This window comes from Pseudomonas sp. Eqa60 (assembly GCF_018326405.1).
Classification (GTDB): Bacteria; Pseudomonadota; Gammaproteobacteria; order Pseudomonadales; family Pseudomonadaceae; genus Aquipseudomonas; species Aquipseudomonas protegens.
On the sequence record NZ_AP024342.1, the window covers coordinates 4214647 to 4236741 of the forward strand.

At 66.2% G+C, this 22095-nt stretch carries 18 protein-coding genes; 7 read left to right on the plus strand and 11 right to left on the minus strand.

Annotation, left to right across the window (positions count from 1 at the left end; translation table 11 throughout):
• Position 1: 1 nt before the first annotated feature.
• The 3 genes from KI242_RS19010 to KI242_RS19020 are packed head-to-tail and all read left to right on the plus strand — an operon-like array spanning position 2 to position 5145.
• Positions 2 to 1276 carry an EAL domain-containing response regulator gene (locus tag KI242_RS19010; protein WP_212805448.1) on the plus strand — a complete coding sequence of 425 codons (1275 nt, stop codon included), beginning with the start codon at positions 2 to 4 and terminating at the stop codon, positions 1274 to 1276.
• A gap of 5 nt (positions 1277 to 1281) precedes the next feature.
• Positions 1282 to 4434, plus strand: coding sequence for a hybrid sensor histidine kinase/response regulator (locus tag KI242_RS19015; protein WP_244868140.1), 3153 nt, complete (start codon positions 1282 to 1284; stop codon positions 4432 to 4434).
• 57 nt (positions 4435 to 4491) lie between these two features.
• Positions 4492 to 5145: a response regulator transcription factor gene (locus KI242_RS19020; protein ID WP_011061914.1), complete on the plus strand. Its 654-nt coding sequence runs from the start codon at positions 4492 to 4494 to the stop codon at positions 5143 to 5145.
• A gap of 172 nt (positions 5146 to 5317) precedes the next feature.
• Here the strand turns inward: KI242_RS19020 and KI242_RS19025 are convergent, their stop codons facing one another.
• Positions 5318 to 5818, minus strand: coding sequence for an Lrp/AsnC family transcriptional regulator (locus KI242_RS19025; protein ID WP_174394966.1), 501 nt, complete (start codon positions 5816 to 5818; stop codon positions 5318 to 5320).
• A 121-nt stretch (positions 5819 to 5939) separates the two neighbouring features.
• Here KI242_RS19025 and KI242_RS19030 point away from each other — a divergent pair, with 121 nt between their 5' ends.
• From KI242_RS19030 to KI242_RS19045, 4 genes are all read left to right on the plus strand, one after another.
• Complete coding sequence (locus KI242_RS19030; RefSeq protein ID WP_026020116.1) at positions 5940 to 6968, plus strand: histone deacetylase family protein; 1029 nt, start codon at positions 5940 to 5942, stop codon at positions 6966 to 6968.
• Positions 6969 to 7026: 58 nt separating this feature from the next.
• A complete protein-coding gene (locus tag KI242_RS19035; RefSeq protein WP_212805449.1) occupies positions 7027 to 8088 on the plus strand; it encodes an ornithine cyclodeaminase in 1062 nt (353 codons plus the stop codon).
• A 160-nt stretch (positions 8089 to 8248) separates the two neighbouring features.
• Positions 8249 to 9661: an amino acid permease gene (locus tag KI242_RS19040; RefSeq protein WP_212805450.1), complete on the plus strand. Its 1413-nt coding sequence runs from the start codon at positions 8249 to 8251 to the stop codon at positions 9659 to 9661.
• Between the two features lie 117 nt (positions 9662 to 9778).
• On the plus strand, positions 9779 to 10990 hold the full coding sequence (locus tag KI242_RS19045; RefSeq protein ID WP_019094340.1) for a hypothetical protein: 1212 nt from the start codon (positions 9779 to 9781) through the stop codon (positions 10988 to 10990).
• A gap of 22 nt (positions 10991 to 11012) precedes the next feature.
• On the opposite strand, the gene KI242_RS19050 is transcribed toward KI242_RS19045, so the two are convergent.
• The 10 genes from KI242_RS19050 to KI242_RS19095 all read right to left on the minus strand — a co-directional run bounded on the left by KI242_RS19050 (position 11013) and on the right by KI242_RS19095 (position 22066).
• A complete protein-coding gene (locus KI242_RS19050; RefSeq protein ID WP_015636069.1) occupies positions 11013 to 12188 on the minus strand; it encodes an acetyl-CoA acetyltransferase in 1176 nt (391 codons plus the stop codon).
• A gap of 109 nt (positions 12189 to 12297) precedes the next feature.
• Positions 12298 to 12810 (minus strand): hypothetical protein, encoded by a 513-nt coding sequence (locus KI242_RS19055; protein ID WP_072449957.1) that lies wholly within the window; start codon positions 12808 to 12810, stop codon positions 12298 to 12300.
• Positions 12811 to 12891: 81 nt separating this feature from the next.
• Complete coding sequence (locus tag KI242_RS19060) at positions 12892 to 13866, minus strand: cyclase family protein (RefSeq protein WP_053159283.1); 975 nt, start codon at positions 13864 to 13866, stop codon at positions 12892 to 12894.
• A gap of 192 nt (positions 13867 to 14058) precedes the next feature.
• A complete protein-coding gene (locus tag KI242_RS19065) occupies positions 14059 to 14817 on the minus strand; it encodes an SDR family oxidoreductase (RefSeq protein ID WP_011061923.1) in 759 nt (252 codons plus the stop codon).
• Positions 14818 to 14865: 48 nt separating this feature from the next.
• On the minus strand, positions 14866 to 16314 hold the full coding sequence (locus KI242_RS19070) for an aldehyde dehydrogenase family protein (RefSeq protein WP_077934423.1): 1449 nt from the start codon (positions 16312 to 16314) through the stop codon (positions 14866 to 14868).
• Positions 16315 to 16318: 4 nt separating this feature from the next.
• Entirely contained in the window at positions 16319 to 17431 is a 1113-nt protein-coding gene (locus tag KI242_RS19075; RefSeq protein ID WP_210483745.1) for a tartrate dehydrogenase, read from the minus strand.
• 161 nt (positions 17432 to 17592) lie between these two features.
• Positions 17593 to 18495 carry a LysR family transcriptional regulator gene (locus tag KI242_RS19080; protein WP_065364340.1) on the minus strand — a complete coding sequence of 301 codons (903 nt, stop codon included), beginning with the start codon at positions 18493 to 18495 and terminating at the stop codon, positions 17593 to 17595.
• Positions 18496 to 18579: 84 nt separating this feature from the next.
• A complete protein-coding gene (locus KI242_RS19085; protein ID WP_212805451.1) occupies positions 18580 to 20226 on the minus strand; it encodes a phospholipase D-like domain-containing protein in 1647 nt (548 codons plus the stop codon).
• Positions 20227 to 20408: 182 nt separating this feature from the next.
• Entirely contained in the window at positions 20409 to 21005 is a 597-nt protein-coding gene (locus KI242_RS19090; protein WP_026020114.1) for a VWA domain-containing protein, read from the minus strand.
• Positions 21006 to 21058: 53 nt separating this feature from the next.
• Entirely contained in the window at positions 21059 to 22066 is a 1008-nt protein-coding gene (locus KI242_RS19095; RefSeq protein WP_041752348.1) for an ATP-binding protein, read from the minus strand.
• Positions 22067 to 22095: the final 29 nt, after the last annotated feature.

The window sequence follows — 22095 nt, forward strand, 5'->3', positions numbered from 1 at the left end:
CATGCTCAAGCCCCTGCGAGTCCTGGTGCTGGACGACCATCCGATCCACTGCCTGCAGGCCCGGCACCTGTTGCAGGCGGCCGGGTTCGGCCGGGTGGACAGCGCCCTAGATGCGCGCCAGGCCCTGGCCATGCTGCACCGGCAGGTCTACGACCTGGTGCTGGTGGACCTGCACATGCCGGAAATGGATGGGGTGCAGTTCATCCATGCCCTGACCGGTGTCGACCAGGTGCCGATCCTGGCCATCGTCTCGTCCTGCTCGCGGCGGTTGATGAACAGCGTCAGCCTGATGGCCAAGGAGAAGGGCCTGGCGGTACTCGGCACCTTCCCCAAGCCCCTGGAAGCGATCCACGTCGAGCAGATCAGCGCCATTATCGGCAACAGCCAGGACCCGGTGCTGGCAGCCCGGCCCGAGCACGAGGCGGTGTTCGACCGCCAGGTCCTTGAGCGGGCCATCGAACGCCGCGAGCTCAAGGCCCGGTTCCAGCCCCGGCGCTCGCTGAGCACTGGCCGGATCGTCGGCGCCGAGGCCCTGGTGCGCTGGAACAGTCCGTCCTTCGGGCTGCTGATGCCGGACTCGTTCCTTGCCTCCATCAGCCGCTGCCAGCTGGACCATGCGCTGTTGCTGCTGATGCTCGACGACGCCCTCCAGGCGCAGCAGCACTGGCGACGCCTGGGCCACCGCCTCAGCGTATCGGTGAACCTGCCCACCGGACTGCTGGACGACCCCGGCCTGCCCGACCAGTTGCAGCAGATCACCCTCGCCTCGGGGCTGGCCACCAGCGATATCTGCTTCGAGCTGCTGGAAACCGAGCGGCCACTGTCCCCCGGGCAGTATCATATGGGCGCCAGCCGCCTGCGCCTCAAAGGCTTCGGCCTGGCACAGGACGACTTCGGCATGGGCTACAGTTCCATGTACAGCCTGATCTCCACGCCCTTTACCGAGATGAAGATCGACCGCCACTTCGTGCATGGCGCCGCAGCCGACGATGCCCGCGCCGCAGCCCTGGTGGCGGCGGTGCAACTGGGCCGGCAACTGGGCCTGGAAGTGGTGGCCGAGGGCGTGGAATCGGCCCGTGACCTGGAATTTCTGCGCCAGATTGGCTGCGACAGTGCCCAGGGGTATCTTATTTCCGCTGCATTGGAGCTGGACGCCTTCACACAACTGCTGGGATGCACTGCTACTCCACCCTTTTCGTCACCTACCCGGCCCGCCTCCTCTCTCCCATGCCAGACATCCCGCTACGCCGCATCGCGAAAAACTTCCGACGATTGAATCTCGTGCTGTTCCTCATTCTGCCGTTGCTGCTGGTCATGGGCGGCGCGCTGTTCTGGGGCGGCCAGCGGATCATCCGCCAGGAACAGGAACGGATTGCCGTGGACTTCCAACTGCTGACCCGCTACATGAGCGAGCAGCAAGCCCTGCTCCAGCGGCTGGCCGGCGAGAAGCGCCTGCAATACAGGGACACGGACCAGGATCCGGCGCAGCTCTTCCACCTCATGGAGCAACAGGAGGCGGTGGGCGCGACCCTGTTCCAAGGCAACCCCTCCTCAGTGGAAACCCCCTTCACCCTGGTCTGCCAGGACCAGGCCCAATGCCCCCACCAGAGCGGCGCAGCAGCCGGCCTTGGGCGCTACCTGGCCGATCTCTACTCCAGCTTCTGGGTGCGCTCGAGCTTTCCCGCTTCGGCCCTGCTGGTAGTGGACGCCGGTGCCGGCAGCAGCTTTACCGTGCCCACCATCGGCAGCCGCTGGCCGCGGCTGACCACACCCCTGGTCCTGGCAGGCCTGCATGCGGTGCGCGCCAGCGCTACCGGCAGCGACAGCGACGCGATCCGCTGGATCCGTCTCAAGGACTTTCCCCAGCACATGATCGCCTTCATCGCCCTGCACAACCTTGCCCCCGGCAGCGGCCTGCAGAGTTCCGGCACCTATGCTGCCTGCCTGACCTACAGGGACCGCATCAACGTCTTTACCACGCCGCAGCGACGGCACTTCTACGACAAGTTCTGGCTGCAGGGCCGGCTCGACGGCCTGCTGCTGGGGGATGAACCGGCGCCCCTGGCGCTGCACGAGGGGGCCAACGTACGCAGCGACGGCCTGCTGTTCCGGATCAACGACGCCAGTGGCCACTGGAGCGGTTACTACCTGTTGAGCTACCGCACCCTGTTCCTCGGCCACTCCTGGTCCCTGGCGGCGATCTTCCTGCTGCTGTTGCTCAGCCCCCTGGCCGCCAGGGTCTATGCGCGCTGGTACCAGCGCCGGGTCATAGCGCCGGCGCAACAGGCTCACGCCGAGCTGGTGGAAAACCATCAGTTCAGCCGCACCCTGCTGGAGACCACGCCAGTGGCCCTGTGCGTGCTCAGCCGCGAAGACCGGCGGATCGTCTTCGCCAACAACCTGGCCCTCAAATGGTTCACCACCCAGGTCGGCCAGAGCCTGGACGCCAGCGGTCTGGACCCGGCATTGCTGGAGCGCATCGCCCGGGCCCGGGAGCCGGGGGAGATCGAAAACTTCCAGAGCTTCGACGGACGCTCGTTCTACATCGCCTTCGCCCCCACCCGCTACCGCAACCAGGATGTGCTGATCTGCGCCTTTGCCGACCTCAGTGCGCGGGCCCAGATGGAACAGCAACTGACCCAGGCGAAACAGGCGGCCGACAAGGCCAACGGCGCCAAGTCGGTGTTCCTCGCCACCATGAGCCACGAGATCCGCACGCCGCTGTACGGGGTGCTCGGTTCCCTGGAACTGATGGGCCTGACCGACCTGGACCGCGAACAGCGCCAGTTGCTCGAACGCATCCAGGTGTCGTCAGGGCTGCTACTGCAGATCATCAGCGATATCCTCGACATCACCCGCATCGAATCCGGCCAGCTGTCCCTGGGGGATCAGCTGTTCGATCCCAGGGCCCTGGTCCAGCGCTGCACCGCAAGCTTTGTCGACAGTGCCCGGAACAAGGGCCTGCTGCTGTTTTCCTGGGTCGATCCAGAACTGCCTCCAGCCCTGCTCGGCGATCCGGGGCGGATCAGCCAGATCCTCACCAACCTGATCAGCAACGCGGTCAAGTTCACCCACTCGGGCCAGGTGATAGTGCGCGCCCGGGCCGAGCCCGGCAGCCAGGGACGGGTGCTGCTGTCGCTGCAGGTGGCGGACACCGGTATCGGTATCGGCAAGGAAGAACAGCAGCAGCTGTTCATCCCCTTCTATCAGATCGACGCCCACTCCCACACAGTGCACGGCGCGGGGCTGGGCCTGTCGATCTGCGCCAAGCTGGCGGCGCTGATGGGCAGCCAGATCCACCTCACCAGCGAGCTGGGCCTGGGCAGCAGTTTCTCCATGCAGCTGGAACTGCCGGTGGCCAGCGACCCCGACGCCGAGCGCCAGCCCGACCTGGGCGGCGCGCGGATCTACGTGCAAAGCCCGCACCACGAACTCACCGACAACCTCTGCCAGTGGCTGCAGAAGTGGCACGCCCAGGCCACCCCCGTGGACGCTACGGCCCCACCTCCCCAGGGCCAGGGCGTTCTCCTGCGGCTGTTCGATGACCGCCCCGAAGCGTCCGAGGCCCTGCCCCCCGGGCTGCTGCGCATCGACCTGGGCGGCCAGCAACGCACCCCCGGTGCGGGCCTGGCCGAGGCCGGCGACTACTATGCCATCGGCCGCTTGCTGGAACGCACCCTGGGCGGCGCGCCCGACGCTCCTGCCGAACCGGAACTGCCGGCCCGGGACATCGCCACTCTGGCCCCCCTGGGCCTGAACGTGCTGGTGGCCGAGGACAACCCGATCAACCAGGCGACCCTGAGCCATCAGCTGCAGCAACTGGGCTGCCGCAATACCCTGGCCGCCGATGGCGCGGAAGCCCTGGACCTGTGGCGCATCGGCGACTACGACCTGTTGCTGACCGACGTCAACATGCCGCGCATGAACGGCTACGAACTCACTTGCATCCTGCGCGCCGCCGGGGACGACCGGCCGATCATCGGCATCACCGCCAATGCCATGTGCGACGAAGAGGCCCGCTGCCAGGCCTGCGGGATGGACGCCTGGCTGGTCAAGCCAGTGCCGTTGCAGACCCTGCGGGCCAGCCTGGCACGGCTCACCAGCCTCGCCCCGGAGCCGCTCGCCGATCCGGCAGCCGCGCCTGGCAACGCGCCAGTTGATGGCCTGCCGCCGAACCTGCGGGAACTGTTTGCCCGCACCATGGGCCAGGACGTGGAACACCTGCGCCAGGCCCTGGACGAGGAGGATTACGAGCGCATCTTCCAGTTGCTGCACCGGGTGCGCGGGTCGCTGGCGGTGGCTGGCCAGGAAGCGCTGATCCTGCAGGTCCACGACTTGGGGCAGAGCTTGCGCCAGAGCGGTTTGACGGCTACCACGCGCACGCATAGCCTGATGCTGCTGCACGCCTTGCAAGACATCAGCCAGCTCGAATGAACGCTCCTAGTACCCGCATTTCTGCGCATTCCCTTTTGACAATGGATCGTGTCCACCATGAAAAAAATACGCGTTGCCCTGGCCGACGATCATCCCCTGGTGCTCGCTGCCGTCAGCGACCTGTTGAAAAAGACCCGCCAGTACGAGGTGGTGGCGGCTGTCACCACCCCCAGTGCCCTGGTCCAGCAACTTTCGGATGACCCGCGGATCGACGTGGTCATCACCGACTACTTCATGGAGGGCGACCCGACCTTCGGCGATGGCATACGCCTGGTGACCTACCTGATCCGGCACTTCCCCAGGGTCCAGGTGCTGGTGCTGACCATGATGTCCAACCCGATGATCGTGGCCGCGCTGTATGACATCGGCGTGCGCTCGGTACTGCCCAAGCGCCATGACATGAGCGAGCTGCTCAGCGCCCTGGAGAACGTCCGCCAGGGGCGCATCCACCACCCGCCGAGCCTGGTGCAGAACGAGCTCAACAGCAGCCCGCTGCGCTCCATGGCCGACGGCCTGAGCAGCCTTACGCCCAAGGAATACGAAGTGCTGCGGCATTTCGTGCGCGGCGAATCAATGATGCAGATCGCCGCCAACCTCAAGCGCAGCGTGAAGACCGTCAGTGCGCAGAAGATCTCGGCGATCCGCAAGCTCAACCTGGACAGCGACCAGGCCCTGGTCGCCTTCTGCCTGGAGTCCGGCGAATTTCAGTAGGCCCTGGGGCCGGGGCAGCGCCGCGGCCAGGCGCTGCTGCTTCTGCATCCATGGCCTGCTCAACACTGCTGTTGCCTGCCTCGCTGGAACGCGAGCGCACGACCGCGCCGAAAGTACCTGCAGGGCAATCATTGAATAGCCCGGCACAAAAAATCGGAAATCTGATGCCGCCCTACCTGGGTAGCGGCTGGGGAATCGCCAGGCGGCTGGTGGCCTTGACCTCGCGCAGCGCCAGGCTGGACTGGATCGAGGCAATGCCCGGCTGGCGCCTGAGCACGTGCTCGACAAAGTCGCTGTAGCTGTCCAGGTCACGGGCCAGCACCTGCAGCAGGTAGTCGGCGTCGCCGGTGATCTTGTGGCAGGCCTGGACCTCGGGCAGGCGCATGATCACCGTCTCGAAATCGTCCGGGGTCTGGTCGGAGTGGGTGGCGAACCGCACATGGACGAAGGCCAGGATGTCCAGCCCCAGCAGGCGCCGGTCGAGGTTGGCCTGGTAGTCCCTGATCACCCCCTCCTCCTCCAGGCGCTTGCGCCGCCGCCAGCAGGGGGTAAGGCTCAGGGACAGGCGCTCGCTGAGCTCGGCGTTGGAAATGCTCGCGTCCTGCTGCAACAGCGCAAGAATCGCCAGGTCGGTGTCGTCGAGGTTAACGCTGCGAGTCATTTTTTTCACAATCAGCCACCAACGGGGAAAATATTACCCAAAACTCTAATTGCACCCGAACAAAAAGCAAAGAATTCGCAGCCATGCCGGAACAAACTATTTGCACCGGACAATAACAATGGATGCGTTCAGCATGCTTACCGTCTTCAGCGAATCCCACCGCCTGCACCATGGCACCGAATTGAAGGATGGCGTGCTCAAGCCCTCCTTCGAGCAACCCAGCCGCGCCGACACGGTGCGAGACCGGGTGCGCCACGTGGGGCTTGGCGAGATCATCGGCCCGCGGCGCTTCGACCGCGCCTGCTACGTGGCCGCCCACAGCGAACGTTACGTCAGCTTCCTGGAAAACGCCTGGAGCGAATGGACCGCCACCGGCCGCAGCCACGACGCCCTGCCCCTGGTGTGGCCGGTGCGCGACCTGGCCAACCAGCAGGTGCCCGAATTCATCGACGGCAAGCTGGGTTTCTTCGCCATGGACGCCGGCTCGCCGATCACCGCCACCACCTGGGATGCGGTGCGCACCAGCGCCGATATCGCCCTCACTGCCCTGGCCCTGATCGATGAAGGCCAGGACAGCGCCTTCGCCCTGTGCCGCCCGCCGGGGCATCACGCCGCACGGGAATACATGGGCGGCTACTGCTACCTGAACAACGCCGCCATCGCCGCGCAGCACGCCATCACCCGGGGCGCCAGGCGGGTGGCGGTGCTGGACGTGGACTTCCACCACGGCAATGGCACCCAGAACATTTTCTATGACCGTGGCGACGTGCTCTTCGTCTCGCTGCACGGCGACCCGGCCGTGTCCTACCCCTACTTCTCGGGCCATGCCAGCGAGCGCGGCAGCGGGGCCGGCGAAGGCTGCAACCTGAACCTGCCCCTGCCGAAGAACACCACCTGGCAGCACTACCGCCAAGCGCTGGAGCTGGCCTGCAAACAGTTGCGGGCCTTCGCTCCCGAACTGCTGGTGGTGTCCCTGGGCGTGGACACGTTCAAGGACGACCCCATCAGCCACTTCCTGCTGGAAAGCGAAGACTTTCTCGGCATGGGCCAGATCATCGCCACGGTGGGCACGCCCACCCTGTTCGTGATGGAAGGCGGCTACATGGTGGATGAGATCGGCATCAATGCGGTCAATGTGCTGCACGGCCATGCCAACCGCTAGCGCGCGCCAGGCGCGCTCCCCCGCAGTGTTCAACGTTCCGACCGAGAGGGAAATCACCATGACCTTGTTTATCGATGTGGATCAGGCAGCGGCGCTGTACAAGCGCCTGGGTGTCGCCAGGGCGATCCGTGAAATGGCCGGTTATATCCAGGCCGACTACCTGCGCTGGCAAGCCTTCGAAAAGTCCCCGCGCACCGCCAACCACTCGCCCACCGGAGTCATCGAACTGATGCCCGCCGACGATGGCCAGCATTACGCCTTCAAGTACGTCAACGGCCACCCTGGCAATCCGGCCCGACAGTTGCTCACGGTCATGGCCTTCGGCGTGCTGGCCGAGGTGGACAGCGGCTACCCGGTGCTGCTCAGCGAACTGACCCTGACCACCGCGGTACGCACCGCCGCCACCTCGGCCCTGGTGGCCCGTGCCCTGGCGCGCCCGGACAGCCGAACCATGGCGCTGATCGGCAATGGCGCCCAGAGCGAGTTCCAGGCCATCGCCTTCCACGACATGCTCGGCATCGACGAGCTGCGGATCTTCGACATCGACCCGGCCTCCTCCCGCAAGCTCAAGCACAACCTGCAAGCCTGGCCGAGCCTGAAGGTGCGCATCGCCGAGTCGGTGGCCGATGCGGTCAAGGGCGCCGACATCGTCACCACGGTGACCGCGGACAAGGCCTACGCCACCATCCTCACCCCGGAGCTGATCGAGCCCGGCATGCACCTCAATGCGGTGGGCGGCGACTGCCCGGGCAAGACCGAGCTGCACGCAGAGATCCTGCGCAATGCCCGGGTGATCGTCGAGTTCGAGCCGCAAACGCGCATCGAGGGTGATATCCAGCAGTTGCCGGCGGACTTTGCGGTGACCGAATACTTCCGCATCGCCCAGGGCCTGGAACCGGGCCGCGAGCATGCCCGGCAGGTCACGGTGTTCGACTCGGTGGGCTTTGCCCTGGAGGACTTCTCGTCCCTGCGCTACCTGCACGACCAGGCGCGCGAACACGGCATTGGCGAGCGGATCCACCTGGTGCCGACCCCGGCCAACATCAAGGACCTGTACCAACTGATCGGCCAGGGCCCCGACGCCGCCACAGGCGCCCCGCGCCGGCTGGCCAGCGGCTGAGGCAATACCCCCATGGCCGCTGCACGGGAAAACGCCCCGTGCCCCTGTGCAGCGGCCCAACCCGAACCGGTTGCGCCACCCCGACCTACAACCACAGCGCGCAGCCCCAGCCACCCTGCACTGCCAAAACTCGACAACTATAAAATCAAGAGGTTTTGTGATGACTCCAGATACCCTCGGGGCCCCTGCGCGCCCCGTGCTGCAACGCACCCTGCATAACCGTCATATCCAGCTCATGGCCATGGGCGGCGCCATCGGCACCGGGCTGTTCATGGGCTCGGGCAAGATCATCGCCATGTCCGGTACCTCGATCATCCTGATCTACATGATCATCGGCCTGTTCGTGTACCTGGTGATGCGCGCCATGGGCGAGCTGCTGCTGTCGAACCTGCAATTCAAGAGCTTCGCCGACTTTGCCGGCGCCTACCTGGGGCCGCGCGCGGCGTTTTTTCTCGGCTGGTCCTACTGGCTGAGCTGGAGCGTGGCGGTGGTGGGCGACGCCGTGGTGGTGGGCGGTTTCTTCCAGTACTGGTTCCCCGGGGTGCCGGCCTGGATGCCCGCGGTCAGCATGATGCTGACGCTGTTCGCCCTCAACGTGCTCACGGTGCGGCTGTTCGGCGAAGTGGAGTTCTGGTTCGCCATCATCAAGATCATCGCCGTGGTCACCCTGATCGGCGTCAGCCTGGTGCTGATCGCCAGTTCGTTCGTCTCGCCCTCGGGCGTGACCGCCTCGCTGGGCCACCTGCTGGACCGGCAAGCGGCCTTTCCCCACGGCCTGCTGGGCTTCTTCGCCGGGTTCCAGATGGCGATCTTCTCCTTCGCCGGCACCGAGCTGATCGGCACCGCCGCCGCGGAAACCCGCGACCCTCACAGCACCCTGCCCAAGGCCATCAATGCCATACCGCTGCGGATCATCCTGTTCTACGTGCTGGCCCTGGCCTGCATCATCGCCGTGACCTCCTGGCAGCAGGTGTCGCCGAACAAGAGCCCGTTCGTCGAGCTGTTCCTGATTGCCGGCTTCCCGGCGGCGGCGGGCATCGTCAACTTCGTGGTGCTGACCTCCGCCGCTTCCTCGGCCAACAGCGGCGTGTTCTCGGCCAGCCGCATGCTCTTCGGCCTCGCCGACCAGGGCAATGCGCCGCGCCTGTTCAAGCGCCTGTCGGGCCAGAGCGTGCCGGTCATCAGCCTGAGCTTCACCACCCTGCTGATGCTGCTGGGGGTGTTGCTGCTGTACGTGGTTCCCGAGGTGATGACCGCCTTCACCCTGGTGTCCACGGTGTCGGCGATCCTGGTGATCTTCACCTGGTCGACCATCCTCGCGTCCTACATCGCCTACCGCAAAAAGCACCCACAACTGCACGCCCGCTCGCGCTACAAGATGCCCGGCGGCGTGCCCATGGCCTGGTTTGCCCTGGCCTTCCTGCTGTTTGTCCTGTGCCTGCTGGCCCTGCGCCCGGACACCCGCCTGGCGCTGTGCGTGATGCCGGCGTGGTTTATCTGGCTGGGAATCGCCTATCGCCTGACGGCGGGGCGCAAGGGGCGGGTTCATGGCCGGGCGGTATACCCGCGATGATGCAGGAACGCGCCAGGGAGGGCGCGGTTGCCAGCGGGCCAGCGTGCAAAAGCATCGACACAGCCCGTGAGGTCTTGCTCTACTCCCGCGCCATCAACGTCGCCAGGGAGTGCCCACATGCAAGTCGCAGGACCCGCCTTTGAAGAAGTGTTCAGGAGAAATTTCAAGCGCGTGCTCACGTACTGGGGACCGATCGGCACCCTCATCGGACTGGGCGCAGCCGGCCAGGGCCTGCTGAGCCTGTACCTGTACACCCGTGCAATAGGCCGCACCGACCTGTTCATGGCCGCCATTGATGCCAAATCGGCGCTGGCGGTGTGGCTGGTCATCGTGCTGGTACTGATGGTGCTCTATCTGATACTGCTGGCCACCACCACCTTGCTCTTCGGACTGGCGTGCAGCTTGTTCCACTCAACGCCCGAACACCTGAAGAACGTCGTGGTATGGCTGACCCTGCCGGTCTTGGCGGGCTTTGGCGGCTTCATTCTGATCAGCTACTACCTCAGCGAATGGCTTGATCCGGGCCTGGCCATACTGCTGGTGGTGACACTGGTGCTGCTCGCCTGCTGGGGGGTGCTCTCGCGCCCGGCCTTCAAGGAGGTGCTCGACAGCAACGTGAACAAACCAGGCAAGGCGACACGGGCCTCAAGGATCGGCTTTACCTACCTCATCACCTTCTGCCTGACCAGCACGGTGATATCGGGAGTCTTTCCCAGCCTGTTGCTGCTCAATGCCTATAGCAACGAGGTGCTGAGTGAAGCTCCCCATTTCCCGGCAATCCTGAACCTGCTGGTGCTGGCCTTTACCCTGCTACCCGTCGTGATTTTCTACTGCCTCAACGCGGACCTCTACAAACGCATCGCCTACTCGGTAGCCTGCGCACTGTTGATGGCCTGCACCTTCCTGCTGATGCTGCCCGGGGCCATGAGCCAGATCACCTACAAGGCCGCAGGCGGCCTGGAGGTTCGCCAGGGAGCCGTGGAACGCTACTCGGTGCAGCAGGAGTTTGAGCTACAGGACCTCGACCCGCTGATGTGGAAAACCCGACTCAGCCCTCAGGGCCGCCTGGAGATCCAGGGATTCCAGCAGTTCTTGTTCGGTGATGCACTGCTGATCTGCCCCCAGGACCTGATCGACGTCAGCCTCAACCAGATCCGCAACTACACCCGCTACTGCATCAAGGTGCGCGACAGCAAAGTGACCCACAAGCCGCCAAAGCCATTGCTCGCTCATAAACCCTTCTACGTTGGCATGTGCCAGGAACCGGGGTACTGGAGAGTGGCCCGCAGACTGGACTGGGGGCCCCTGGGCGCTACGCCGGCACTCTGAACGCCGGCGTGGCCGGAACCCCTTACACCCTCACGGCCTGCAACACCGAGGCGTAGTTGGCCACCGCCATGCCGCCCATGTTGAACAGCAGGCCGAACTCCGGCGAGCGCGCGGCGAGGCCAATGGGCTCGCCGGTCAACTGGCGAAAGCCCAGGGCATGCATCGACACACCGGTGGCGCCCACCGGATGTCCCTTGGCCTTGAGCCCGCCGGAGAGGTTCACCGGCAGGCGCCCGTCGGCATTCACCCAGCCTTCGTCCAGGGCTCGATGGCCTTCGCCCTTGGGCGCCAGGCCCATGGCTTCGTAGATCAGCAGTTCGGCGATGGTGAAGCAATCGTGGACTTCGGCGAACGCCAGGTCGTCCAGGCCCAGGCCGGCTTCGTGCAAGGCGCCCTGGATCGCCAGTTGCGGGCCTTCGAAGGCCAGCACGTCGCGGCGCGCCATGGGCAGGAAGTCGTTCACCTGGCTCAGGGCGCGGATCGCCACTTCACGGCGGAACTCCCGGGCCCGGCGCGGCGACGCGAGGAGGATCGCCGCCGCGCCATCGCTGATCAGCGAACAGTCGGTCAGGCGCAGGGGCTCGGCGATCAGCGGGTTGCCGGGCGAAACGCTGTTGCAGTGGGCAAAATCCATGGCCCGATGCATCTGCGCCAGGGGGTTGGCCATGGCGTTGGCGTGGTTCTTCACGGCAATCGCCGCCATGGCAGCCAGGGGGCTCTGGTAGCGCTCGGTGTAGCGCTGGGCCACTTGGCCGAACAGTTGGGCAAAGCTCAGGCCGGCCTCTTGCGGGTCGTTCTGGTAGCCGGCCCCGGCCAGGGCCCGGGTGACCTCGGCGGTGCTGTTGCCGGTCATCTTTTCCGCCCCCACCACCAGCACCAGTTCGGCGGCGCCGCTGCGGATCGCGTTGATCCCGGCCTGGATCGCCGCCGAGCCGGAGGCACAAGCGTTTTCGCAGCGGGTGGCCGGCTTGAAGCGCAACTGCGGGTCGGCCTGGAGCATCAGGGACGCGGGAAAACCATCAGGCACCAGCCCGGAGTTGAACTGGCCGAGAAACAGCGCATCGATCGCCCCGGCGTCAATGGCGGCGTCCACCAGCACGTCGCGGGTGACCTGGACAATCAGGTCTTCCAGGCTGCCATCGAGGCGGCCAAAGCGGGTGTGGGCCGCCGCGACGATGCAAACGGATTCATGGTTCATGGGGGTTCTCCTGTACTGAAGGCGGGTGGTCCCGGCCAGCGGCCCGCATACGCAAGGGCCCTCGGCCGGGGTGACTGCCCATCAGTGTAGGTAGTGTTGCGCCAGGTGCTCAGGTCAGCGCGGCCTGGGCATCCAGGCGCAGCAGCTGCAAGGGTTCCAGAGTGGAGCCCTGCAAAGATTCCCCGGCATACAGCGCCTCGTTGGCCATGGCCATTTCAGCGCTGCGGCCAGCCACCATTTCGTAGGTCTTGCGCGGCAGGACCTCGCTCCAGCCGTTTTCAAAGGTGTTGTAGGCCAGGGTCAGCGCGGCGGTGAAATAGTGCTGGCCGGCCACTGGAACCCGGACCTCCTCACCCTTCTCATCCAGGGCGATGAAGTGGTTGGGCAGGTGTTTCACCCCCAGGCGCTTGAGCACGATCCAGGCCAGGGCCGATGGCACGAAGGCGTTGAGTTTTTCCGCGGCGATGGCCGAGTAGCCACGCGCCTGCAGCAGTTGGACGATGTCGTCCTCGCTGGCCTCGGGGTGGTCGGCCATCAACCCCAGGGTATCGAGCACGCCCTGATGGGCATTGGCGTGATCCAGGCAGCAGCTGCAGTCCGGCGAATGTGAATCGTCATGCATGATCGGTCGATGATCCCTATCGGTCTTGGTGAGGGGGCGCAGGATAAACCCTGCGCCTGCCTCGCCACCAGCAAACAGCGGTTACTTGATGACGATGGGGTTCACCGGCGCTCCGCTGCCGCCGACGATCTTCAGCGGCGCGGCGGTGTAGAGGAAGGTCCACTGGCCATCGGCGGCGCAATCCTCGGCCAGTTCTTCAAGCAGCACGATCTCGGTGAAGGCGATCCCCAGGTTGCGCATCAGCGCGCAATGCAGGGGAATCTGCACCCCGGACACCGGGTCGGTGATCACCTCGTTGGCGATGGTGTCGGTGACCAGATTGGGGATCTCCATCTGGTTGAACCAGTCCACCAGTTCCCGGCTGTAGGTCAGCCCGGGTTCCACCAGGTCCTTGAAGAACTCGGTCTTGCCGTACTCGTAGAAGGCGCCCATGGAACCGGTGCGGATGATGAGGATGTCGCGCTTCTCGATGGCCACGCCCTGGGCCTGGGCAGCGGCCAGCAGGTCCAGGTGGTTGAAGGTCTCGCCGCGCCCCAGGTACTTCTTGCCGCGGTGCCGGGCCATGTCGATCAGCACCGCACGGCCCACCACGCCGCGCTCGGCAATCGGCAACACACTGGCCTTGGCCATGCCGCCGACAGTGCTGCTGGCGTCGTAGCCGTTCCACAGCTGGTTGTCGTACCAGGCATGGCCCAGGGCGTCGTACTGGGTCGAGCCCTGCAGCTGCATGAAGATCACGTCGTCGCAGTACTCGGCGCCACCGGTCATGGAGGGCTGCTTGCCGGCCTGATAGTGGCTGCGGTCCAGGGTATTGAAACGCATCGACGGGTTGCGTGCCGGCCACATCGGGTCGCCGCCGGGATGGCCGATCTGCACTTGCAGGGTGAAGGTCTTGCCCTGGCGCACGGCCGCCACGCCCCGCAGTACCTCGGCCTGTTGCAGGTAGTTGAGGGCACCGACTTCGTCGTCCGGGCCCCACTTGCCCCAGTTCTTTGGCAGGCCTTCAAGCAGTTGCCGGGTATTGGGGTGGTTCTTGTCGTTCTCGATCCCACACATGTCGAATGCACTCCATTGATTGGGTTGAAACGGGCGAAAATGCTCGCGTGGCCTTGCCTGGCGATCAACCGTCAAGCCCCGGCGCCCCCTGGAACCTTGCGGCCCTGCGGGCCGTTCGCAGCCTGCGGCAGCGGCTACACGAAGCGCGGATCACGCGCGCCGGGGCTCTGGCCTGGAGGGTTTTACAGATCATCAGACGCAACGTCCACCATCCACTTCCAGACAGGTGCCGGTGATGAAGGCCGCCTCGTCAGAGGCCAGGTACAGGCAGGCGTTGGCCACATCCTGGGGGGTGGAGAAGCGCCCCAGGGGAATGGTGGCCATGAACTTCTGGCGGTTTTCCGGGGTGTCCGGCACCCCCATGAACTCACTGAGCAGGGCCGTGGCGCCCACCACCGGGTTGACGCAGTTGACGCGGATGTTGTCCGGCCCCAGCTCGGCGGCCATGGTCTTGCTCATCACCACCACCGCGCCCTTGCTGCCGTTGTACCAGACCAGCCCCGGACGCGGCCGGATCGCCGCCGTGGAGGCGATGTTGATGAACACCCCGCCGCCCTGGCCACGGAAATGCGGCACGAAGTGCTTGGCGCTGAGGAAGATGCTTTTGACGTTGACCGCAAACACCCGGTCGAACTCGGCCTCGTCCACTTCCAGCATCGGCCGGTTGCGGTGGGTGGTGCCGGCGTTGTTGACCACGATGTCCAGGCCGCCGTATTGCTCCAGGGTGTTGCGCAGCAGCGCGGCAACGCTGGCGTCCTGGGCCACGTTGACCTCGATGAAGTGGGCCTGGCCGCCGGCATCGCGGATTTCCTGCGCCACCCGCTGGCCGCCCGTGGCGTTCATGTCGGCGATTACAACCCGGGCGCCCTGCTGGGCGAAGGTCTTGGCGATGCCTTCACCAAAGCCGGAACCGGCGCCGGTGACGATGGCAGTTTTATGGGCTAGACGCATGCTAGTGACTCCTGTTTTTGTTGTTATTGGCCGCCGTAGTGGCGGCCCTCAGTCGTGACGAATGGCGATGGTCTTCAAGGCGGTAAAACCCAGCAGCGCCTCGAAGCCCTTCTCCCGGCCATAACCGCTGGCCTTGACCCCGCCAAAGGGCAGTTCGACGCCGCCACCGGCGCCGTAGTTGTTGATGAACACCTGGCCACAGCGCAGCTTGTGAGCCATGCGCAACTGACGCGCGCCGTCCCGGGTCCAGACCCCGGCCACCAGACCGAAGGCGCTGTCGTTGGCCAGGCCAATGGCCTCGGCCTCGTCCTCGAAGGGCATCACCGCCAGCACCGGACCGAACACTTCCTCCCGGGCCAGGCGACTGTCTGGCGGCACATCGCGAAACAGCACCGCTTCGTGGAAGTAGCCGCCGCTGCCGGCCTCGGCCACCACCTGCCCACGCGCCGCCACCGGGATACCGGCGGCCTCGGCCTCGCGGACGAACTCCCGGACCTGGCGCAGCTGTTTCTGGTTGATCAACGGGCCCATGTCCAGGTCCAGCTCCGAGGGCCCGGCGCGCAGTTGGCCAAAGCACTGGGCCAGGCGTTCCAGCAGCGGTTCATACAGGCTGCGCTGCACCAGCAGGCGGCTGCCGGCGGAACAGGTCTGGCCGCAGTTCTGCACGATGGCGTTGATCAGCACGGGCAGCGCCCGCTCCACATCGGCATCGGCGAAGACGATCTGCGGCGACTTGCCGCCCAGCTCCAGGGTTACCGGGCAATGCCGTTCGGCCGCCGCCTTGGCCACCAGGGCGCCGGTGCCGGTGGAACCGGTGAACGAGATATGCGCGACGCCAGGATGGGCGCACAACGCGGCACCGGCTTCGTGGCCATAGCCGCTGACCACATTCAGGCTGCCCGCCGGGAAGCCGACCTGGGCCGCCAGCTCCGCCAGCCTCAGCAGCGACAGGCTGGCGTCCTCGGCGGGCTTGACCACGCAGGCATTGCCCGCCGCCAGGGCGGCGCCGACGCTGCGGCCGAAGATCTGCATCGGGTAGTTCCAGGGAATGATGTGCCCGGTAACGCCATGGGGCTCGCGCACCGTGAGCACGGTGTAACCGGCCTGATAGGGCAAGGTCTCGCCGTGGAGCTTGTCGGCGGCCCCGGCGTAGTACTCGAAATAGCGCGCCAGGGCGGTGGCGTCGGCGCGGGCCACCTTGAGTGCCTTGCCGGTGTCCCGGGCTTCGATCTGCGCCAGCTCTTCATGGTGCTCCAGCACCGCCTGGCCCAGGCGGGCCAGCAGGCGCCCACGCTCCAGGGCGCAAAGGCTGCCCCAGGGCCCGTCGAAGTTGTCCCCCAGGGCCCGTTGCGCGGCCTGCACCGCCAGGTCGATGTCCTCGGCGGTGCCCCGGGCGATACGCGCATAGCTGATGCCGGTACTGGGGTCCTGCACCGGAATGTCTTCGGCCCAGGATGAGGCTTGCCATTGGTTGTCGATGTAGTGTTCGAGGGTCATCTGTTCAGCTCCTGTTTCCAGCCAGACACTCGGCAATCGCCCGCCCGACTTCCACGGTGCTGGCGGTGCCGCCCATTTCCCGGGTGCGCGGCCCTTCGGCGAGCACCGTCTCGATGCTTTCGACAATCGCCGCCGCGGCCCGCTGGTAAAGTTCATCGCCCTGCCCCAGGTGTTCGATCATCAGGGCCGCCGACCAGATCTGGCCGATCGGATTGGCCACGCCGAGACCGGCGATATCCGGCGCCGAACCATGCACCGGCTCGAACAGCGAGGGGTACAGGCGCTCCGGGTTGAGGTTGGCCGAGGGCGCAATGCCGATGGTGCCGGTGCAGGCCGGGCCCAGGTCGGAGAGGATGTCGCCGAACAGGTTGGAGGCCACCACCACGTCGAACCAGTCCGGGTGCTGGACGAAGTGCGCGCAGAGAATGTCGATGTGGAACTTGCGGGTCGCGACCTGAGGGTAGGCCTGGGCCAGCGCCTCCACCCGTTCGTCCCAGAACGGCATGGTGATGGCGATGCCGTTGGACTTGGTGGCCGCCACCAGGTTGCGCCGGGGCCGGCGGCTGGCGAGTTCGAAGGCGTAGTTCACCACCCGGTCCACACCATGGCGGGAAAACACCGACTCCTGCAGGGCAATCTCCCGCGGGGTGCCCTCCCACATGCGCCCGCCGACGCTGGAATACTCGCCCTCGGTGTTTTCCCGCACCACGATGAAATCGATGTCCCCGGGCGCCCGCCCGGCCAGCGGGCACGGCACCCCGGGCATCAGCCGCACCGGGCGGATGTTCACGTACTGGTCGAACTGGCGGCGGATCTTCAGCAGCGAATCCCAGACCGCAATATGGTCGGGCACGATCTCCGGCGCGCCCACGGCGCCGAAGAAGATCGCCTCGTGGCCACCGATCTGCTGCGCCCAGTCGTCGGGCATCATGCTGCCATGGGCCTGGTAGTGCTCGCTGCACCAGTTGAAATGATCGAATTGCAAGGCGATGCCGAAGCGCCGGCTGACGGCTTCCAGCACACGCAGGCCTTCGGGGACCACTTCGCGGCCGATGCCGTCACCGGCGATCACCGCAATGCGATGGGGAGGTTTTACAGCGGGATTGATCCTGGACAAGCCGTCTCTCCTGGTCTGACGTGTTGTTGTTATGGAGGCAGGTCAAGCGCACGGGCGAGCCCATTCTGGCCACAGCGCGGGATCAGTGGGAATTGCTCATTATGGAAACCGCCTTCGCAAAATTCGAAGGCACGCGGGAAGAGTCCTGCCATGACCGGCGGCTAGCCCGCGGCTGCCGCGGCCTGCTCGCAACCGGCCAGGTAGTCGAACAGCTCGCGGCTGGCCAGGGACGGCTGTTCCTGGCGCCGGCAGAGGTACATCTGGCGGTCGGCCCAGGGGTCGTCGATTTCGATAAAACGCAAGGCCATCTCCTTGCGAAAGATCTGCACCGCTCCCTGGGGCAGCACCCCCACGCCCTGCCCTGCGGCGATCAGCCGGCACACGGCCTCGAAGCTGCGCACCTGCACCCGCAGGCGCAAGGGCATGCTCACCGCCGCGGCCGCCTCGCTGATCAGGGGAGTGATCGCGGCGTTGTCCTCCAGGCCGACGAAGTCATAGCCCAACAGGTCCTGAAAGCGCGCGCGGCTCATCTTGAACGGGTGGTCCTGGGGCACGATCAGGCACAACCGGTCGCGGCAATAAGGGATGAAATGCAGGTCCTGGCCCCGTGGCCGGGTGGTGACGATGCCCACATCGGCCACGCCGTCACGCACCGCCAGGAGGATCTCGCGGCTGCGCTCCTCGCGGATGTCCACGCGAATGCCCGGGTGCAGGTCGCTCCACTGGGTCAATTGCCGGGGCAGTTCCTGGCTCATGGCCGAACTGTTGGCGTACAGGCTGACCCGGCCGGTGGCACCCTTGGCGAAGTCGGCCAGGTCGGCGTGCATCACATCCACCGCCCGCAGCAGGCTTCGCGCGTGCTCGGCCAGGGCCTGCCCCGCCGCCGTCGGCAATACCCCGGTGGAGGTGCGGGTCAGCAGCGCCACCTTGAAATGCTGCTCCAGGAGCGACAGGCGCCGGCTCGCGGCGGACAGCGACAGGTGCGACTGCTCGGCGGCCCGGGACAGGTTGCCCAGGGTCAGGGCCTTGAGAAACAGCTCGATGGAGGTCAGGTCCGGGGCCATGGCAGGGTCCTTGTGCGCGGTCCGTGAAAACTACCCAGTCGGGCGCGCCCTGTCCAACCTTGTGGCGGCTGCTCGCAGCCCCGGTCAGCGCCCGGAAAAACGCAGCCGCGACAGCTGGCGCAGATCCCCTTCCAGGTAGTAGGCGTTGCTCCAGCTGTCGTCCACCGCCAGGGGCTGGACCTGCTTGAGGGCCAGTTGCCTGGCGAAGTAGCGGAAGCGGTAGTGTTCGTAGAACCGCAGCAGCTCCAGGCCGTAGCGGTCCGCCAGGTCGGTGTCGCCGCGGATGATCAGGAAGTTCTCGTCATTGCTCTGGCTCGCGCCGACGCTGAGGTTGTGACTGCCGCTGATGATCACCGGCGCCTCGCTGGTGAAGTCGGTGACGATGGCCTTGGTGTGCACCAGCAGGTTGCCCTTCTGGCCTTTGAGCCCCTCCTTGAGCCAGCCCTCCAGGCCATTGTTGAGCAAGGCGGTGGCGGCGAACTCGGCCGTGCGGTCGGCGTGAAAACCGGTGATGCGGCTGGCGGTGTTCTGCAGGCCGTAGCGCAACACATCGTCGTGGGGCTGGCCGAGCAAGGCATCGAGAATGCTGTCGGGCAAGGCGAAGGCGGTGACGAACAGCAGGTCGCGGCGGGCGCCGTTGATGATATCGACGAACTCCGCGAGGTCGCCCTGGCCGCTGCGCGGGGAAAACCCGGCGAACAGCGGCGCCTGCGGCTGCATCGGGTTGTTCCGGGTCAGCCAGGTGCGCGTGGCGCCGACATCCGCCGGCGTCGCCCAGACCTGCTCGAACACCTCCAGGTAGCGCGTGGCGATGTCCACGTGGTCGAGGCTGTGCAACACGTTGGCCTGACGGTAGACACCATTGGCGGTGAAGTTGGTGCTGCCGCACAGCACCGATTGCGGCTGGCGCTGGCCGGCGGCGTCGAGGCGGCCGAGGACGATGAACTTGTCGTGGAAGATCGCGTGGGTCACCCGCCCGCACTTATTGGCCTCGGGCAGGTGCTGCAGGCTGGCCTGGTTCATCGTGGTGTCGGCATCGCCGGGGGCGGCGTGGTACAGCACCCGCACCTGTACGCCGCGGTCGAAAGCCGCGTTGACGGCATCGATGATCGCCTGCAACTGGTACTCGTAGATGGCGATGTCCAGGCTCCAGCTGGCGTCCGTGGCGCGCTGAATGAACCCCAGCAGCGCCTCCAGCAGGCCGTTTTCCAGCCACTGGCGGGGCGCGTCCGGCCACTTTTCGATGGGCAGGTTCTTGTTGGCGCTGAGCAACGCATCGAGCTCGGGAAACTTGCGCGAGAACGCCTGGCTGGCAGCCACCGCACGGTTGAAGATCACCCGCTGGCCGGGAGGCTGGCCGTTGTCGGCGGTGATGCTCAACTGCAGGGACTCGCCCAGTTGCGGCGCGTCCGGGCTGCCATAGGCCAGGTGCACCCGGTAGTTGAGGGTGGCACCGGGGTTGACCGCGTAGTCGGCCCAGCGGAATTTCTGCAGGGGCGCCTGATCGCTGGAGGTGGCGTTGTATTGGGGGAAGGTATGGGCCTTGCCGGGGAAAGTCAGGCTGTTGAACAGAAACAGCCAGGGCTTGCTGCCGGTCTGTTTTTCGATGGCAAAACCCAACAGGCCCTGGCGCCGCGACGCATCCAGGTCCATGGCCAGCAGCACCCCGTTGGTTCCGGCATAGGCCTTGACCCGGAAATCGTCCTTGTCGTTACGCACCAGTACCCGCATGAAGTCACTCCTGTGAAAGACAGCGCAAAGCGTAGCCGCTTCCCGCTCCGGCATGCCAAGGCAAATCCCTGTAGGAGCCGGCTTGCCGGCGAAGAGGCCCTTGAAGACTTGCACCGCCAGGCCGGACGCTTTCGCTGGCGAGCCAGCTCCTACGGGGGATGTGCGGTGTGTCGGGGAGGTAGTCAGTCGATATGCTGGTAGACAGCGTTGAGGAGAGTCGCCAGTTCGCGGGCGCGGCCCAGGCGGATCGGGCCTCGTTCGATGTCGAGCAGCAAGGTCGGGCAGTTCAGGGGCCTGGGCGGTGGCAGGTTCTTCAGCCGGCCATCGGTGATCAGCAGCACGCGCTGCTGCTCCGCCGGCAGGCGCCGTTGGCGTTGTTCCAGCCACTGGGCCGCTTCGTTCAGGGCTTGGGGCAAGGGCGTGCCGCCGCCGGCACCCAGGCCGTCGAGCCAGTGCCGCAGGTCCCTGGAGGCCTTCAGGCCCTGGACCTGCCAGCTCGGCGCACGGCCGCTGGCAGTGAGCAGGGCCAGGCGTGCACGCTGGCGGTAGGCGTCGTCGAACAGTTGCGCCAGCAGGCCCTTGGCATCGCTCAGGGCGCTGTGCCGGCGGGTCGAGGCCGACGCGTCGACTATCACCAGCCACAGCTCATGGGGCGAGCGGCTGCGCAAGCGAAACAGCAGGTCTGCACGCAACCGTGGACGGCCTTTGAGCAAGGTGCCGGGCCAGTTGACCGAACCGGCGCTGGCCTCGCGGCTTTTGCCTTGCCGGCCGTGATCCAGGTGCCCCGCCCGGGGCTTGGCATCCGCCCCCCGGTCAGTGCGGGGGCGGATGCCTAGGGCTTTTTTGGCCAGCTGGGCACTTCACGACGGGCGCCGGTGGGCAGGGCCTGGGCCGGCATTTCGCCCCATTGGCCCTGGCCTTCGCTGGGGTTGGCGTTGGCTGGCGCCGGTGCCTGGGGGCTTTGCCCGGACTGTGGCGCGCTGGGCGGTGTCTCCCGCCGCCGGTGTCGCAAGGCGAACTCGGCCACGGCATCGATATCCTCCTCGGCAATCGCCGGGGCGCCACGCCAGGCGGCATGGGCGCGGGCCGCGCGCAGCCAGACCAGGTCGGCGCGCAGGCCGTCCACGGCAGCAGCAAAGCAGCGCTCGGTAATCAGCGCCAGGGCCTGGTCGTCCAGCGGGATGCTGGCCAGCGCGGCCCGCGCCTGTTGGCAGCGCTCGCGCAATGCCGCCTGGGGTTCGGCCCACTGGGCGCAGAAGCCCTGGGGATCGCTGTCGAAATCCAGGCGGCGGCGAATGATCTGCCCGCGCTCCTGGGGCGCGGGCTGGCCGCTGAGGGCGACGTTGAGGCCAAAACGGTCCAGCAGTTGCGGACGCAGTTCGCCCTCCTCCGGGTTCATGGTGCCGATCAGCACGAACTTCGCCGAATGGCGGTGGGAAATACCGTCGCGCTCGATCAGGTTGGTGCCGCTGGCGGCCACGTCCAGCAACAGGTCCACCAAGTGGTCAGGCAGCAGGTTGACTTCATCGACGTAGAGCACGCCGCCGTCGGCCTTGGCCAGTACCCCCGGAGAAAATTGCGCCCGGCCCTGGCCCAGGGCGGCGTCCAGGTCCAGGGTGCCCACCAGACGCTCTTCGGTGGCGCCCAGGGGCAAGGTGACGAACTGCCCGCTGGCCAACAGGTCCGCCAGGCCCCGGGCCAGGGTCGACTTGGCCATGCCCCGTGGGCCTTCGATCAGCACGCCGCCGATCTTCGGGTCGATGGCGGTCAGGCACAGGGCCAGTTTCAGTGCTTCGGCGCCGACCACGGCGGACAGCGGGAAATGTGGGGTGTCGCTCATGTCAGGGTCTCGCTTGGGTCGGGGGGTGT